Genomic DNA, 17,050 nt, shown 5'->3' on the forward strand with positions numbered 1-17,050 from the left:
CACTCCACAACAGTGCTTCCCACAACAGATAATACGATAAGATTTTCAAATAACTCGCTCACATTATGCATCTATTTCTCTGAAAACCATTGTTTTAAATCTTTGATATCTTCTTTCGAAATATCCTCACCGTCATAAAGTGTAGATAAGAAGTTTCTCACAGAACCTTGATACAATACGACGAGTAGGCTTTGAGCTCTCCATCTTTTGTACTCTTTGAGAGATAGACAGGGAAGTAAGTATTTGCACGGACCTTGTTTATTGGCTAATAACAGCCCCTTGTCAACCAATCTTGAGAAAAAAGTAGCGATTGTCAATCCTTTCCAAGCCCTATAATTTCGAGAAAAAATCTCTAACAATTAATTGGATTGTCCGGGACCGCCTATCTCCCATATCACTTGCATCAACTCCATTTCTTTATCCGATAACTTTTGAAACTCCTTCATCGTGTACACTTAGCAAATCATTATGTGAGTCCACACTTTTGACTACTACAATGTTGTAGTAGTCAAATGTTTTATTTTTTCTTTTCGAATTCTTTAAATGCACTTTCCAATGGTAAGCGACAAAGAAAAACTGACCTTTGCTATCATATAGAGCTACGCTTTGCGCGTTCAATTTGCTCAGTTCATTCGCAATCGCATCATACTCTTCCATAAAAAGTTTTCGTCTTGCGAATGTAGCTGTTTAAATTGCCTCATCAAATCACCAAGTCTAAAACCGAAGAAATTTGTATTACCTCACCTAATTTTAGCCACACTAATGAATAAAAGAGAATAAAGGATGAAATTATGGTAATTAGAATTGTTACAACTCTCGTACTGATCTTTTATTCTATCTTTGGTCTGTATTGGTGGGGGTTGAAAACACCCGTAGCTAGATACCTATCATCAACATTTATCAAAAGAGAATATTGCTGTCTTGATTGAAAAGCTGCTGAGGAAGCAATAAGTTACTAATATTGTGACTCTTACCTAAAATTCAGAATCAAAAATTCTTTTCTTCACTGTTTTTGAGTAAAGTAATAACTAATTTCTGTGATCTAATTATGCTAACCGGGTAGTTCAAAACGAGAAGGAAAACATCGAGAAAGTACTCATAAAAAAATGCAAATAGGGAACTTTATGAATGCACCGAAAAGGAGGTTTTTGAATGCGGCACTGGTTTCTATTGCCGATTTATTTAATCATGCTGTCCTTATTTTTTTTCGTCGTTGTTTCAGCTAAAGAACAACCAACCCAGGAAAAATTATTGGAAGAACGAATGAACTACTATTTAAAATTCGAGAACGAATTTGTCCCTTGGTACTATTTAGCTGCTGTAGACCAGTTTGAACGCAACATCCAACAAGTACGTAATGATATTCCAAATAAGGAAGGAATCATTGCTCTCCAATTTACCAAAGACTATTGGATGGGTGAGCTTAATCCAAATAAGGAAGATACATCACCGTTGTCTATTGCACTTTTCGCAGGAAAAGGATTGGACGGAAATGGGGACGGTTACGCTGATCTGGATGATAATGAGGATGTGCTTTTTACGATGGCTACTTTTTTAAGTGGATACGGAAGTGCTGAAGAGGAATTTTCTCTGGCTTTATGGGATTACTATAAGCGTGAAGAAACCGTCAATCAAATTATTACCATTGCGAATCTTTATAAACACTTTGAAACGTTGGATTTGGATGAGCACGCCTTTCCTATTCCCATCAAGCACAATTATAGTTTTCAAGGTACTTGGGGAGCTAACAGAGGATGGGGCGGTCGAAGAATACACGAAGGAACCGATTTGTTTGCCTCCTATGGAGTTCCTGTCCAGTCAACATCTTACGGAATTATTGAAACATTGGGATGGAATGAATACGGAGGCTGGAGAATAGGTATTCGTGATATCCATAATACGTACCATTATTTTGCTCATTTAGCTTATTTTAATGAAGGTCTTAAAGAAGGCGACATTGTTGAACCTAGAACTACTATCGGCTATGTCGGCAATTCTGGATATGGAAAGAAAGGTACTTCAGGTAAATTTCCTCCTCATCTTCACTACGGTATGTATAAAGATAATGGACGGACGGAGTGGGCTTTCGATCCATACCCCTCCCTTAGACTTTGGGAAAGACAAGACAGGAATACTGACCGTTAGTAATTTTGTGGGAAGGCAATTCATAGGTACGAATCGTTGAAAGAGAATGAAGGAGTTCCTCCACGCTCTTTCTTACATTCTCCAAAGGTTTTGAAATGTTCCAATTCCCTCAGGATCTATTCCACACCGACCTACCCTTGCCTAAACAGCGCCGCTACCATCATCGATTTCATTAACGATGATGATAGCGGCGCTTAATTTTGATACAGAGATTTTTTCAGTGTCCTCTACCCAAAAGGAGCGGTTTTTTATAATTTGGGCTTACTTTGAAGAAGTTCCGCTATTTACTGTTCATACTAACCCTGATTATCTCTTCTAGCGATATACTCATCATACGCAGCTTGCACCTTATCAGATTTCCGTGAAACTCAAGGGCTAATTTGATTCAGCAAATATAATACCTAAAGCAAACAGCCTGTCACGATAACAAAAGTAAGAAGACCATCTTTTATTGGATTAATCAAAGCAAAATATATACGAGCAATGTTGAAAAAAATAGATAGAGCGTAAGCCCCCAATCTGTATTCAGCAATAGTCTCTTACCTGCTTCGTCAATGTTATACGGCCAAGGCGAGAAAAGTGTCACATGCTCTCACGTGCTAACATGCGCTGATACTGTACCTTTTTTCAATACAAAGAATGGTAAGATGCGCTTGCCGCCGCTAAACCGATTGATCCTGCACCAATGACAGCTACCTGTAGATCAGGCTCGCAACAACCTGTGTTTTGTTCACAGCAAGTTGATGGTTAAATAATGTTAAATTCTATTATAAAAACTCCTCTATGTTTTCCACTGATATATATGAGAAAATAAAAAGTTAGCTTATAATTGCTCCTTGATCTCTTGAAATATTTGTATACTCTGCCTATTTTTTATTATACGTTCATTACTTACTGGCAAATAGTTGAATTCGTTCACCAATTTCATCCCGCACACGCTGGAACTCTGCCCAAATGTCTTCTTCCGTCCCGGTTGCTTTAGCCGGGTCGTCAAATCCCCAATGTTCACGACGAATTGATGGAGGAGTCATAGGGCATTTATCCGCAGCATCCCCGCAAAGTGTAACGACTAAATCCGCATTGTTAAGAATCTGAGAATCTATTGTGTTTGATGTTTGATTTGAGATATCAATCCCAATCTCGCTCATTACCATTATTGCCTTAGGGTTTACTCCATGTGCTTCAATACCAGCACTAAGTACATTCCATTCCTGACCGAGAATTTTCCTCCCCCAGCCTTCTGCCATCTGGCTGCGGCACGAGTTTCCTGTGCAAAGAAAGTACAAAGTTTTTTTCGTCATAACTATAATCCCCTTTTCTAATCAATTTAGATGATCAATAACCATACATACAGTCCGATCGGTGTAATAAATAGCGTAGGGATCGTTAAGATTATACCGACTTTAAAATATGATCCCCAGTCTATTTTCACTCCCTTTTGAGAAAGCACATGTAGCCACAACAAAGTTGCCAGTGAACTGATTGGCATAATTTTAGGCCCGAGATCTGATCCGATCACATTTGCATAGATGAAAGATTCACGAACGGCACCTGTTGTTAGACAAATTTTTGGGCTGGCAGGTAACAAAAACTAACGTTATTGCAAAGATTGCTATCGCAATACTAGTTGTAACCAATCAATTTTCCTCCCTAGCCACATGAAATACGTAAACCTTGTTTTTCCAAGTCGTTAATCGATTCATCCTGTCCCGGCAATTGGTCAAGAATACTTTTAATCAGCAGGTAATCCTCATGCTCAGAATTGATCGAATAAAAGATCCATTGTCCTCTCCGCTCTTCTCTTACCAGCTCAATATCTCTCAATTTACGCAGATGTTGGCTAATGGCTGGCTGGCTCATCTTAAAAATCCCCACGAACTCACAGACGCAACATTCATGAGAGGATAGTAATTTCATCATCGTCAAACGTGTCTTATCACCTAGCAATTTTAAAAGTTGTGAGGCGCGCTGTAAATCGACAGTTTCTTTTGGATTCATTTTATAACCTCCTTGAAAATAGTATATAATGATATGCTTATATGACCAACAAAGTATATAAAAATCCCGACTGCGATATAAATATTATCGTCAACGGGATTCATTTATATTATTGAGTCAAATTTTTATTTTGCTGAAATTTACTCACATGCCCTGCCATCATTATTCCGATCCAAATGAGAAGCGTATGCAGGGTGTCCTTTTCTGACGCCGTCAGGATATTGTTTTCGCAGTTCCGTGCAGTTTGGGAATATTCCCTTTTTTCCACTTACTGTCTGTTTGGCTGTCTCATTGGCCGGATGCTTATCGCTATCAAAACCACGATCTGTCGCATAATCCTCTAACGTCCAAATTCCAACACCAGACTTTTTAGCGTGTTGCTCTGCTTTCTCAAATTCATCCAAATAACGTGTATTTGGCGGATACACATAAGCTACTCTCGCCAATCCTTCTTTCAATAGTTGCTCCTGCACGCTTTTTCCGTCTATGTATATATACGCCAGCAATCTGCCGTATTTATCGTATTTTTCACCGATATCAAACTCAATCTCTAGCTTCCCTTTTTGCAACAGCTCTTGATTGCGCACTTTCGCTTCTTGGCCAAACGGCTGCTTGCCCAGTCGAGGATGGTTTGTTTCAGGTGTGTCGATCAATAGATAACGCACATTCTGCTCTTTGCCTTCATACATGATTTTTATTGTATCACCATCAATCGTCTTGACCAATTCGACTGGAATCAAGCCATCGCGGCTCGGTTCTTTTTTTTCTTCCATTAATTCAGGAAAATAGACAGCCGCGATCGCGACTACTACGGCGATCAGAAAAGAGCCGACCCATTTTTTTCCCGTATTCTTTTTCTTTGTACTCATTTAATTAAAATCCTCTTTTCTACAAACTAAATCCAATATAGGCCAAGCCGACTCCCAACCCGAACGTCAGCACAGTATAGGCCGCTGAACGCCCTATTCGGCCTTCGTTCCAATACGTCCAAATTTCTTTCATTAAGGTGGAGTATGTCGTCAACGCTCCCGCCACGCCTGTCGCCCAAAACAACGTCCACTGCAATGGCAGCTCCATGCCGACAATCCAACCAATGAAAAAGCTGCCTATGCTGTTAACGAGTAACGTCCCAAATGGCAAGACGCTTCCGTTCAGTCGGTTTGATACTTCAAATCGCAAAATTGCTCCAAGAAACCCGCCAAAGCCAACCGCCACTATATGCCATATCATTCAGCTCACCTTCCTTGCCAATGAAAATCCGAAAGCCGCCATGGTAAGACCTCCGAATAAACTACAGAAGACATATGCACCTGCAATTACCATCAAACCGTCCTTCAGCAACTGGATTGTCTCTAAGCTAACGGCAGAAAACGTTGTGAAGGCGCCTAGGAATCCAACCGTGATAACCGTAACTGCAAGAGGAGAAAGATGCCCGCCAAGCCTTGCTCGTTCCACTATAATACACAGCAACAATGTCCCGATCATATTCACAGCAAACGTGGCAACAGGAAAAGCACCATTGACGATCCATAACTGACCGACCAGTAAGCGGGTTACCGCACCGATTGCCCCTGCAATTCCTATGTATAGTCGCACTCTCATTTATTCACGTCCTCCAGCTAAGTTTCATTTCATTCAATTACATAGCCTAATGAACGAAGCACATTTTTCATGAAGGACCGCATATATACGTAAACTTCTTCACGCTCAGGCTCTTGCATGACGTCGTGGTACAGATCTTTCCATCTCTTATCCTGCAGTTCGGATAAATTTTGTGCTTGTGCCCATTTGCGAGAGTAATCGGGATCCGTTATTTCATCCGCTTCTCCCGTCAGCAGCAGAAATGGGACATCCTGTATCACCGAGTCCTTCTGCATGACATTCTTCAATAGAATTTGCAATTCTCGATACCAGCTTGCTGTAATGACCGACGTATACAATGCATCGTCTTTGTATTGCTCTAGAAATTCAGCATTACGCGACAGCAAAGCCGGCGTAATTTCATGGTTCAGCTTCATCGATTGAGATAATTTCGTTAACATCTGTGCCAACAACGGCGGCTGATGTTCCAAATGCAGCCAAGGCGAGGAACAAATAATACCGGCGCATTCCACCTGTTCCATCTGCATTATTCGAAGAAGGCATGTCGCACCCAATCCATGTCCATATAAAAATAGCGGTAAGTTGTCGTCGAGCCCTGTCATAACCAATTGTTTAATAAATCGACGATATTCTTTAAATGTTTCCGAATGAGCGGTCAAGCCTTCTTTTCCATGACCAGGCAAATCTCCTGTCACGACATGGAAGCCATCATTCCTCAATCGCTGAATGAGCCAAACATACCGACGATGATGTTCATATGCATTATGGACAATTACTACTACAGCTTTCGGCTGGCCTTCCGCTTCCCACTTCCACATGGCCATCACTCCTCATTTAGCTTTCTTACTTTATGGAATGCCCTTCTTTTGTATCGGAAAAACCAAATCTTTGTTAGGATAAATTATACATGATTTTTTGGAAAAGAGGAGATTTCATTGATTTATCCATACGAAGGAAAAATACCTGAGATCGATCCATCTGTATATATTGCAGATTATGTAACCATTTCAGGTGATGTCACGATCGGTCCCGAATCATCCATTTGGTTCAACACGGTTATTCGCGGCGATGTGTCCCCGACAATTATCGGCAGAAAAGTGAACATCCAAGATTTTTGCTGTCTGCACCAAAGTCCGAAATTCCCGCTTATTTTAGAGGATGAGGTGACGATTGGACATAAAGTGATGCTACACAGCTGTACGATCAAAAAAGGAGCACTGGTTGGGATGGGCGCAACGGTTCTGGATGGAGCTGAAGTCGGGGAAGGCGCATTTATTGGAGCGGGCAGCTTGGTGACCCCTGGCAAGAAAATTCCGCCTAACACCTTAGCGCTCGGTTCTCCGGCTCGAGTCGTTCGTGATTTGACCGACGAAGACCGTACCGACATGACGCGTATCGTGAACGAATACGCACGTAAAGGACAATTGTATAAAGCGCTGCAAGACGAATAAGCACTAGCACCCATTCTTTTGTGGAATGGGTGCTTACTTTGGTATCTTATTCAGTTTCATTTGATCTCTCGTCTACTTTTGGATTCTATCATCTTTAATATAACTTACTACTAATCACACTATGATATAAAGATACACCTGGATAACTACATTTGTCTCTGTTCTTTAAAATCATTATTTATAGCAATATTTGGTCTTACAAGTAATAAGTTTGGTTAATGATTATTTCACTCGGCTCTGATTTTCTTATGTAACTCTTAGAAATTCACTAGTTTCCGAGCAAAATATATTTTCTAATGTAGGATTATAAAAACACCAAGACCTTCACTCCATAAGAGAGATGATCACTTAATTTTATTCTTTTGGGTATGCAGTAGGCGCGATATCCACTCCACGCCGTAATTCAATTTGGTTAACAATCAAGAATGTGATCAAGCTGGCAGTACTACCCATAATTACAGCCATTATATTAAACGGATTCTTCAGAATTTCCCAAATTACACCTACAATTGTACCGATGATTATCGAAGCTAATCCTGCATTTTTAGTAACTCTTTCAACTAGTAACCCCAATAAATAAGCAGCGAATGGCCCAGTAGAACGGATAGTAAATGCGAATACAAGAAGCGGAATGATTTGTTGGCTGAATAAGGATATACCAATTGCTCCTACCCCAGTGATAACAACAATCCAGCGCGACGCTTTTAATTCTGCCTCATCTTTTAGCTCTTTTTTAAATAGGTTTCCATGAACATCTTTAATATAGACTGATGCAACAGCCAATAAGTTTCCAGAGGCACTAGACAATGTGGCTGATATGACGCCTGAAAGAAGTATACCTGCTATGACTGGTGGCAATAATTCTACTGAAACTGTGGCAAGTGCACTATTCTCTTCAATGTTTGGAAATGCTGCTAATGCGATCAATCCAAGTACAGCTGGAATAAAGGCATATAATGTCATGAGACCGCCACACATGATAGAGCCCCAAATAGCAGTTTTCTCATCCTTTGCAGCATAGTATCGTTGAACAGCTTCTTGACCTGTTGAAAAAGTCATAAAGTACAAAACAATGAATCCTAGAATTGTGCCCCAACCTATTTTGGTAAACCCTAACTGCTCTTTTGGAAGTTGACTAATTACATGTTCCATTCCACCTGCATTAGAAAGAGCAAATGGCACTGCAATAGCAAATCCAATTACAATAATGAAAAATTGTACAAAATCTGTTAGTGTAACACTCCACATACCACCTAAAAATGTGTAGAAAACAACTACAGCACCTGAAATTACGATGGCTAATTTTAAATCAAATCCGGTCAATACATGAACAATGGAAGCGGTTGCAGTAATTTGTACTGCAGTCAAAGCAGATGAGGCAACAAGCGATAGTATACTCGCGATTAATTGACTTGACTTACCATATCGTCTACCAATAACCTCAGGTACCGTAGTAGCCAAAGCTCTTCTCATATAAGGAGCTACAAAAGAGACTAAAATGATAGCTATACCAGCAGAAACCACATACCAACCTGCTGAAAGTCCCCATTCGCCGTATGCTTTTGATGCTACTCCTACAGAGCTTCCTCCTCCTATTTCTGTTGCAGCCAAAGTTCCCGCAAGCATTATAGGTCCTAACCTTCTCCCTGCTAAATGATAATCTGTACTATCTTTAATTTTTGTTTTTGCATAAAAACCAATCCCAATCATCGCCAACATATAAATTATTATTATACTCCAAATAATCGACATATCTATCCTCCTCATTAGAGATATAGAGAAGTTTCTCAGCTATGGTTTGCATGCCGAGAGACTTCTGTTTGATCATTTATTTTTACTATACTCCCGAGTAAAGACTTTACCTGAAGGTGTGCGATAAGCATTGTCTCCTTCAATGACAACATCACCGTTTACAATTACATAATCTATACCAATATTATACTGGCGCGGCTCTTCGAATGTGGCTTGATCCAGGATAGTATCTGGATCAAAAATCACAATATCAGCAGCCATTCCTTCTCTTAAAATTCCACGATCCTGCAATCCGATAATTCTAGCAGGTTGAGAAGTCATTCGACGAATCATTTCTTCAAGTGTTGTGACCTTTTCTTCACGAACATATTTACCAAGTATACGTGGGAATGATCCATATGCTCGTGGGTGTGGTTCTCCGCCCAGTAGTCCATCTGAGCCCACGGTTCCTGCTGGATGGGCTACTATGCGCTTAACTGATTCTTCGTTCATCACGAAATCTATCATTCCAACACCATTTTTTTCGTGTAGTATTAGATCCAAAGCAGTAACTGCTTCGCTTTTCCCTTCAATCTCTGCTATCTCTGTAACCGTTTTACCTACACAATAACTTTTTTCATCTGAATCTACTGATGTAATAATTATCCCATCCCAGCCAGCCCACTTGGACATACTATCCCACCCTTTTAGAGCGGACTTCATTTCTTCAATCATTTTTTCACGTAGTGATTCATCTTCAAGCCGTTTCAACATTTCTTCTGTTCCACCGTCATGTGCCCAAGGCGGTAAAATAGCACTGAACATAGTACTTCCGGCAATATACGGGTACTGGTCAAATGTTACTTCTAATCCATCCTCACGCGCTTTATCTATTTTCTCAAGAACTTGTTCTGTTTTATACCAATTATCTTTGCCACAATTTTTTAGATGTGAAAAATGTAAATGTGCCCCACATCTTTTCATCATCGCTATAAGTTCATCCATTGATTCTAGTATTTCATCACCTTCACTACGTTGATGAATGACCAATGGCGCTCCATACTCTCCCAGTACCTGGCAAAGGGCTTCTAGTTCTTTCATTTCTGCAAAACAACAAGGTAAATAAATTAATCCAGTGGAGAGCCCTACAGCTCCTTCGTCTAAACATCTACGCAATACGGCGACCATTTGCTTAATTTCATCATCTGTAGCTGGACGATTTGCCAGACCCATTACTTCCATACGGATATTTCCATGGGGTGCTAGTACCGCCAAGTTATAGCTAGGGTTATTTCTTTTTATCTTCTGAATATAATCTCCGACTGTTTCCCAATCCCATTCAATAGGTGGAGTTCCATTGAGGCCGGCTAAATTTTTCTGCCATGTAGAAACATATTCTGGTGGAAGGGGGGCTGCTGCAATCCCATCCTGTCCCAACAAGTCTGTAGTGATTCCTTGCCGAACTTTTGCTTCAATTAGCGGTTCATCAAGGATAACTAAGTCCGAGTGAGTATGCATGTCGATGAAACCCGGAGAAACAACTTGTTGTTTAGCATCAATGACTGTCTTAGCCTTTTGAGAAGTTAATAATCCAATAGATTCGATTTTGCCATTAGACACCGCTATGTCAGCGTAGTACCAAGGCGAGCCTGTTCCGTCTACAATTCGACCGTTTTTTATTAGTAAATCATACATGTGCATTCCCCTTATCATTTAAGTTTGTTAATGTCTCGATAATTGAAATGTAACCAATAACAGACTTTTTCAGTTGGTCAATTTCAATATATTCATTATCAATATGAGCTAACCTCTCCATAGATGGTCCAAAACCTATTGTTGGTATATTTGCTTCTCCTGCAAAATGACTGCCGTTTGTGCAAAATGAATAATGTGACATTGTAGTTTCAGGCAAAATAGTCTTTAGGTTTTGAAAGGTTTTTTCAATAAACGGCTCACTTTCATCATATAACCAAGCTGGAAAAAAACGTTCTGCTTCGATAATAGTCTCCGTATAACAGCTTTCACTACCTCTTGAGAATGAAACTTCTGCTTTTAATTCAGGATCTTCTTTCATAGACTCTTTAATTAGTTCTTGAATCGGCTGCAACACACTTTCACGAGTTTCATTCACTAAAAGTCTGCGATCAAACGTTACACTAGCTCGTGAAGGGATCACAGATGCGCCTGGATAAGGTGAAGAAATGATATCCGTTAATTCCAAAATACCCCTGCCCAAAACTGGATGATTATTAGTCTCTAAATTTTGTATTTTTGAAAGTAATTTCACCATTTTATTAACTGCATTTATTCCAGCTTCTGGATTAGATGAGTGAGCGGGTTTACCAAAAGTTTCAAGCAATATTTCTGCCCTTCCTCGCTGACCATTATTAAGTTGCAAATTTGTTGCTTCCCCAATTACGACAAAATCTGGCTTATATTGAGCGCTTACATTTCGCGTAGCTACTCCTTCGAAACATTCTTCATGTACACTGCATGACACAATAAGTTTACCTGGGAATTTCTTTTTACGGTCTTTTGCATAATAGGAAGCGGCTAATAACATGGCACTTACTGCACCTTTCATATCAGATGTCCCTCTGCCATAAATTTTTCCGTCGCGGACATCCCCGCTAAAAGGATTTTTGCTCCAGTTGCTTTCTTGGACTGGTACCGTGTCGATATGACCGTCTAACAATACAGTAGGTCCATCTTCAACTCCATTAATAATAGCTGCCACATTACCTAATTCATCTATTTTCACTTCATCAAATCCAATTTCTTCTGCATACTGTTTAATATAAATAGCTATCTTTTGCTCTTCTCCCGAAAAACTTGGAATCTTTACAAGTGAACTACATAGTTGTACAACTTCTTCAACACGTTCTTGTGCTAACATTTTCTTGACTCCCTTCACGATGATTAGTAATTATTGAACGGGCAAAAACCCATCCCACACAATTTTACGGTAGTTTTCTTCGTCTGTATCACCTTCAGTATTGATTACTAAGATTCGGGCGTTCTCATCAAGCCCTAACTCATCATTCAAAGAAAGATCTTTCATAAACTTTCTCAAGTAATAAACAACTCCTAAAGTAACAGAACCTGATTCGCCTGAAATTACGGAAGGATCACCTTTTAGAGGATTACCGTATACCCTCATTCCGACTGTTGCAATAGCGTCATCGCAAGACAATACTCCAGTTGAGTAACTTCTCAATAATTTAAACGCCTCGGTATTAGGCTCTCCACAAGCCAATCCTGCCATTTCTGTAGACATTGCTCCCCCTACAAATTCTCGTTCACCCTTTTCAGTAAGAAAAGATTGATAGAAACAGTCAGCTTGATTGGGTTCTACGATGATTATTTTCGGTGCTTGCTCACCATAAACCTGTAATATATATCCTGCTATCCCTGCGGCAAATGAACCTACACCTGCTTGTAGAAAGAGATGAGTAGGTGGTTGTTCTGATGTTTGATTCCATTGCTCAACAATTTCATGAGCCATGGCAGAATACCCTTGCATGATCCAGAGTGGTATTTCATGATAGCCTTCCCATGCTGTATCTTGAACCATAATCCAACCATTTTTTTCAGCCAGCCTTGCACAAATTCTAACAGTATCATCATAGTTCACATCTTGAATATCGGCCAATGCTCCTTCGCTCCGTATCGCTTCTAAGCGTTGTAGCGACGACCCCTTGGGCATATAGATAACCGATTTGAACCCCAACTCCCTTGCAGCCCATGCAACCCCTCTGCCATGATTCCCATCTGTTGCTGAAATAAAAGTTAGATCGCCAAGCCTGGCTTTCACTGATGGATCTTTTAATTTATCAAAGGATAAGTTTTCAATTTCCTCTCCTAATTGTTTTGCAATATACATTGCAATTGCATAAATTCCGCCTAATACTTTAAATGCATTTAATCCAAATCTTTGGGATTCATCCTTAGTTTGTATCATTGAAACATCCAAGTAACTTGCTAGGCGTGATAAACTATAGAGTGGTGTATGTGTATAAGATGGATGGGTTTGTTGGAATTTCAAGATATTTTGGATATTCTTTATCTCGAAGTTATCTAAGTCACCTTTATTTATTTCGTTGTTTTTAAATTTATTTTTCACCCATTTGATTAGTTGCTTATCTTTAACCGTCATTTTAATTCCTCCCTATTCTTTAGCGACAATGGTCTCAATTTCAATTAACGCTGATTTCTGAAGAGCACTTACTTCTACACAACTTCTATCAGGTCGATGACTTGTAAAATATGAAGAATATATAGTATTCACAATTTCAAAATCATACATCGAAGATAAATAAATTGTTGTTTTAATAACATTATTTAATAATAATTTTTGATCAGTTAAAAACAACTTTATGTTCGACAATACCTGTTCAGTTTATCTCGGTTACATTTGGATTAATAGGTAACATTCCCGATAAATAGATTACCCTGTTAAAATCAATCGCTTGTGAATAAGGCCCGACCGCTGTCGGTGCAAATTTACTTGTTAATACATCCATTTATTCAATACCTCCTTTGCTTACTACTATTGCAATAACCATGCCAAGTTCGTAAACACCGAATTGACAGTGAACTTTCGCGTAAAATATAAATAGGTTAGTTCAATAAGTATCTTATTGATACTTATATATCCTTTTAAGTCCCTTGATTCGTTAACTTGAGTGACAAAAAAGAAAAAGTATCAAAACGACACTAAGTGTCATTTTGATACTTTTTCAATTTCCTAAATAAGGTTGCTCTACTTATCCCAAGTAATGTTGCCGCCTCTTCTATGTTTTGCTTGTTTTTCTTCACAAATTCAACTGCCTTTTCAATATGTTCTTTTTCTACCTTCTCTAAGGAGTATATAATAGGCCGCGTTTCATCCAATGCCGTAATATCTAATTTATTTTTAATTAACGTGCCTGCATTTTCTATAGTGATGTATCCATTTTGAATAAAATTAAACAAGTACTCAATGAAGTTTTTTAATTCACGTACATTTCCTTTCCATGGATATTGAAGCATGATGTTCATTACATCTTCAGTAAATCCTTGAACATTCGCGTTAAACAATTCATTGTATTCTGATACGAAGTAATCACACAAAGATACAACATCTTCAGGCCGACTACGCAAAGGTGGAATCATCATAGGTATAACATTTAAACGAAAATATAAGTCCTCCCGAAAAACACCTTCTCCTATTAGTTCTCCAAGTTCTCGATTTGTTGCAGCGATTATCCGAACGTCGATGGGAATCGTTTTCGTTCCACCAACACGTTCAATCTCATTTTCTTGCAATACACGCAAAAGCTTTACTTGTAAATGCAGAGGCATTTCACCAATTTCATCTAAGAAAATGGTACCTCCATTCGCTAATTCGAATTTCCCTACTTTTCCTAGATTGCTGGCCCCAGTAAATGCACCTTTTTCATATCCAAAAAGTTCACTCTCTAGTAAATTTTCCGGAATGGCTCCACAATTTACTGCTACGAACATGTTGTCTTTACGCATGCTAACTTTATGGATAGTCTTAGCAAACACTTCTTTTCCCGTTCCACTTTCACCTTGAATTAATATTGTAGATCTAGATTGTGCGGCTTTGAATGCATATGCCTTCACTTCATTAATTTGCTTACTGGAACCCACAATATTTTGAAGTGCTTTCATCTGTTCTTCACTGGCTCTCTCGGCTATCCCCTGAATTATTTCTACGTCTTGTATTGTTAACAACAGTTCTTTAGTTTTACCACTGCTATATATAACTTTTTTTGTTACAACAAGTGCTTTTTGAAACAACTGGTGATCAAGTTCGAATGTTTGATTCTCCACGTTCTTTTCTTCTAAAATCTTTTGAATAAATTTTTTAACATAAAGAGGAAGTTGCTGATGTTCAGAAATACCTAAAATAGACTTTGCTTGCTCATTAAGTTCTATTATTCTTGCATATTGGTCCGTTATTAAAACTCCTTCTTGAATAAGATCTAATATTTTAATTATCTTTTTATTATGTATTTCTAACTCTTCCAACATGTAATATTGATCCAATTTACTAGCTAGAAGATCTGCCATCTTATCCAGAAAAGTAAGGATTCCATCAATATTTTCAAATAATCGACTTTGCTGGTCTTGATTAAAGGCTAACAAACCTATTACGCCAACTACTTCTCCATGAATAATGATAGGAACGCCTATTTCCCCCATCTCTATACAGTTTTTAAAGAACTTGCAACTAACACAGATATCCTCATATCCCGGATTTCTTATAATGACGGGTTGTTCTTTCCGAAATACTTCTTTATAGACAAGGTCGCCTTCTAACTTTTTTAATATGTCTATCTGCATTTCTCCCGTACACGCAATACGTATAAACTCATGATTGACGATTTCGACCTCAATTTTCAATACGGCAGCTGTTGCTTCTGCTATACTTTGTACAATTGATTGAATATCCATCAAATTCATTTCTCATCCACCACCCTGTTTAGATTTTTTCTTACATGAATCATCTTTGACTTTAAGTTCATTAAATGCCGGTGTAACGGCAAAAATAAAATATATCGTAGGCGATATGTATATGATAAATCTAAATAAAATCTAATCTTTAGGGCTGATCAATAAATCTTCTCATAAGCTGTTTTTAACACTTGTTTCAAAAAAGCTTTTATACTTTCTAAAGCGCTCTTAATTGACATTTAAACTAAATTATAATTTGGCATAGTTTTAATGAGTTCATTGTGTTTCCTTATCATCCAGGTCAGAACACTCGATTCCAAACAGGCGCAAACGGTTTCACTCCTCTGCGATTCATCGGCAGTATTTTCATATCCGCCACTATATGACTGATATAACCAGCCAGCCCTGCCTCGAAGACTCCTTTCATCGGCCACTCCAGCATCAGATGATGTAAAATGAAAGCGAAAAAAACGATGCCTAGTACAGAATGCGTATATGACCGGTGCGGAAGAAAGGAAGCGATGATAATATAGCTTCCGGCCAGAAGGATTCCAGTTGAATTATGTAAATACAATCCGAACAGTACGACGAATATTCCTGTCAATGTCAACAGCCGTCTTTGGGTAATGAGCTGCGACAGAACAACCAGCGCCAATCCTGCAAATCCATATGTCAGATCGGAAGTCTGGAATCCTCTGCTAATAGATTGATAGACGATAATCAGCAACAAAGCCACGCCTAATAATCGTAAAACAGTTTTACTAATCTGCTTTGAAAGCGTGACCCGATTAGCTGCCAGACCATTCGTATCGAGGTCCGGCACAAGTGCTGAAGCTCCTCCTACTGCTGTACAGAGCAGAACGGTCATTGGATCCGATTGTGCCTTGAAGCCGGCAACTGCTCCAACTGTAGCCCCAACAACTAAATGTGAAGTTCCTTTCATTAAATAAACCCTCTCTGTCTGCAAAATTCTAAGTTGTACGTAATCTAGCTACTCTTAATGCTTTCCTACTGATCTTCCTATATACTGATACCAGTTGAACTACTCCCACTTTCACTACGTTTAGAAGTGGGAGATTCCTAAGATCACCGGCGTAACCGCCAGTTATTGATTAGGCTATCCCCGCAGCCCCTGCGGTTAGAAGTCTGTCCGCTTCCTTTTTAAGATTTATACTTGCGTTAAGATCTCGGTCGTAATGGACTCCGCATCCTGGACAGTCCCATTCACGCAAGGCAAGATTCTTAACGTCTTTGTTTCTATAGCCACAAGATGAGCAAAGTTGGCTTGAAGGGAATGTTTTACCTACAGAAACAACCTGTTTTCCGTACCACTTCGCTTTATATTCAAGCATTGTTCTGAATTCTGACCAACTTACTTCGCTAATCGCCTTGGCCAACTTGTGGTTTTTGAGCATATTGGATACTTGCAAATCTTCTATTCCGATTACATCGTGGTTTTTGATGATATCGGTTGAGATTTTATGCAAGTAATCCTTTCGCTTATTCGCAATGCTTTCTTGGATACGCGCAACTTTGACACGTTGTTTTTGATAATTTCTCGCTTCACTTAGCTTACATTTTCTTTTGATAGCCAGCTCTCTCCGTCTTGAGAGAATCCGTTGAGCTTTTGCTAACTTCTTCTCTAATGAACGAAAGTACTT

Annotated in this window: 19 protein-coding genes and 1 pseudogene; 2 read left to right on the plus strand and 18 right to left on the minus strand. The window is 39.1% G+C overall.

All coding sequences use genetic code 11. The annotated features are described in order from the left end of the window. Positions 1–71 precede the first annotated feature (71 nt). Positions 72–359 (minus strand): BlaI/MecI/CopY family transcriptional regulator, encoded by a 288-nt coding sequence (locus H7J92_RS02800; RefSeq protein ID WP_342746532.1) that lies wholly within the window; start codon positions 357–359, stop codon positions 72–74. A 58-nt stretch (positions 360–417) separates the two neighbouring features. Beyond that, a complete protein-coding gene (locus H7J92_RS02805; protein ID WP_078818220.1) occupies positions 418–657 on the minus strand; it encodes a hypothetical protein in 240 nt (79 codons plus the stop codon). A 495-nt stretch (positions 658–1,152) separates the two neighbouring features. Between H7J92_RS02805 and H7J92_RS02810 the strand changes: the two genes are divergently transcribed. Next, positions 1,153–2,145, plus strand: a complete 993-nt coding sequence (locus H7J92_RS02810) for a M23 family metallopeptidase (protein ID WP_221835254.1) — start codon at positions 1,153–1,155, stop codon at positions 2,143–2,145. Between the two features lie 887 nt (positions 2,146–3,032). On the opposite strand, the gene arsC is transcribed toward H7J92_RS02810, so the two are convergent. The 7 genes and pseudogenes from arsC to H7J92_RS02845 all read right to left on the minus strand — a co-directional run bounded on the left by arsC (position 3,033) and on the right by H7J92_RS02845 (position 6,563). Beyond that, a complete protein-coding gene (arsC, locus tag H7J92_RS02815; protein ID WP_040759388.1) occupies positions 3,033–3,446 on the minus strand; it encodes an arsenate reductase (thioredoxin) in 414 nt (137 codons plus the stop codon). Between the two features lie 26 nt (positions 3,447–3,472). Beyond that, positions 3,473–3,703, minus strand: a pseudogene (locus H7J92_RS02820) (ArsB/NhaD family transporter); the annotation flags it as partial. Positions 3,704–3,795: 92 nt separating this feature from the next. Further along, positions 3,796–4,143 (minus strand): ArsR/SmtB family transcription factor, encoded by a 348-nt coding sequence (locus H7J92_RS02825; protein ID WP_009497957.1) that lies wholly within the window; start codon positions 4,141–4,143, stop codon positions 3,796–3,798. Between the two features lie 140 nt (positions 4,144–4,283). Continuing rightward, positions 4,284–5,012 (minus strand): thermonuclease family protein, encoded by a 729-nt coding sequence (locus H7J92_RS02830; RefSeq protein ID WP_009497958.1) that lies wholly within the window; start codon positions 5,010–5,012, stop codon positions 4,284–4,286. 19 nt (positions 5,013–5,031) lie between these two features. Then, complete coding sequence (locus H7J92_RS02835) at positions 5,032–5,373, minus strand: fluoride efflux transporter FluC (protein ID WP_009497959.1); 342 nt, start codon at positions 5,371–5,373, stop codon at positions 5,032–5,034. Continuing rightward, complete coding sequence (locus H7J92_RS02840; protein WP_009497960.1) at positions 5,374–5,745, minus strand: fluoride efflux transporter FluC; 372 nt, start codon at positions 5,743–5,745, stop codon at positions 5,374–5,376. Positions 5,746–5,774: 29 nt separating this feature from the next. Continuing rightward, positions 5,775–6,563, minus strand: coding sequence for an alpha/beta fold hydrolase (locus H7J92_RS02845; protein ID WP_040759389.1), 789 nt, complete (start codon positions 6,561–6,563; stop codon positions 5,775–5,777). Positions 6,564–6,680: 117 nt separating this feature from the next. Between H7J92_RS02845 and H7J92_RS02850 the strand changes: the two genes are divergently transcribed. Beyond that, a complete protein-coding gene (locus H7J92_RS02850; protein ID WP_221835255.1) occupies positions 6,681–7,196 on the plus strand; it encodes a gamma carbonic anhydrase in 516 nt (171 codons plus the stop codon). Positions 7,197–7,550: 354 nt separating this feature from the next. Here the strand turns inward: H7J92_RS02850 and H7J92_RS02855 are convergent, their stop codons facing one another. The 9 genes from H7J92_RS02855 to H7J92_RS02890 form a co-directional block, all read right to left on the minus strand. Next, positions 7,551–8,948: a sodium:solute symporter family transporter gene (locus tag H7J92_RS02855; protein ID WP_221835256.1), complete on the minus strand. Its 1,398-nt coding sequence runs from the start codon at positions 8,946–8,948 to the stop codon at positions 7,551–7,553. Between the two features lie 72 nt (positions 8,949–9,020). Continuing rightward, positions 9,021–10,622, minus strand: a complete 1,602-nt coding sequence (locus H7J92_RS02860; protein WP_221835263.1) for an N-acyl-D-amino-acid deacylase family protein — start codon at positions 10,620–10,622, stop codon at positions 9,021–9,023. Beyond that, the gene (locus H7J92_RS02865) at positions 10,615–11,823 is read right to left on the minus strand and encodes a YgeY family selenium metabolism-linked hydrolase (RefSeq protein ID WP_221835264.1); all 1,209 of its coding nucleotides are present in this window, start codon (positions 11,821–11,823) and stop codon (positions 10,615–10,617) included. Before H7J92_RS02865 ends, H7J92_RS02860 begins: the two co-directional genes overlap by 8 nt. Positions 11,824–11,853: 30 nt before the next feature. Next, on the minus strand, positions 11,854–13,083 hold the full coding sequence (dpaL, locus tag H7J92_RS02870; protein WP_221835266.1) for a diaminopropionate ammonia-lyase: 1,230 nt from the start codon (positions 13,081–13,083) through the stop codon (positions 11,854–11,856). 12 nt (positions 13,084–13,095) lie between these two features. Then, positions 13,096–13,314, minus strand: a complete 219-nt coding sequence (locus H7J92_RS17795) for a Rid family hydrolase (RefSeq protein WP_343228064.1) — start codon at positions 13,312–13,314, stop codon at positions 13,096–13,098. Between the two features lie 7 nt (positions 13,315–13,321). Continuing rightward, a complete protein-coding gene (locus tag H7J92_RS17800) occupies positions 13,322–13,450 on the minus strand; it encodes a Rid family hydrolase (RefSeq protein WP_281422249.1) in 129 nt (42 codons plus the stop codon). Between the two features lie 193 nt (positions 13,451–13,643). Next, the gene (locus tag H7J92_RS02880; protein ID WP_221835272.1) at positions 13,644–15,398 is read right to left on the minus strand and encodes a sigma-54-dependent Fis family transcriptional regulator; all 1,755 of its coding nucleotides are present in this window, start codon (positions 15,396–15,398) and stop codon (positions 13,644–13,646) included. A 292-nt stretch (positions 15,399–15,690) separates the two neighbouring features. Next, on the minus strand, positions 15,691–16,332 hold the full coding sequence (locus H7J92_RS02885; protein ID WP_009497964.1) for a metal-dependent hydrolase: 642 nt from the start codon (positions 16,330–16,332) through the stop codon (positions 15,691–15,693). Positions 16,333–16,501: 169 nt separating this feature from the next. Next, positions 16,502–17,050, minus strand: a 549-nt coding sequence (locus H7J92_RS02890) for an RNA-guided endonuclease TnpB family protein (RefSeq protein ID WP_221835274.1), incomplete at its 5' end; no start/stop codon positions are given.

The sequence above is a fragment of the Sporosarcina aquimarina genome, assembly GCF_019748715.1.
In the GTDB taxonomy this organism is placed as follows: Bacteria; Bacillota; Bacilli; order Bacillales_A; family Planococcaceae; genus Sporosarcina; species Sporosarcina newyorkensis.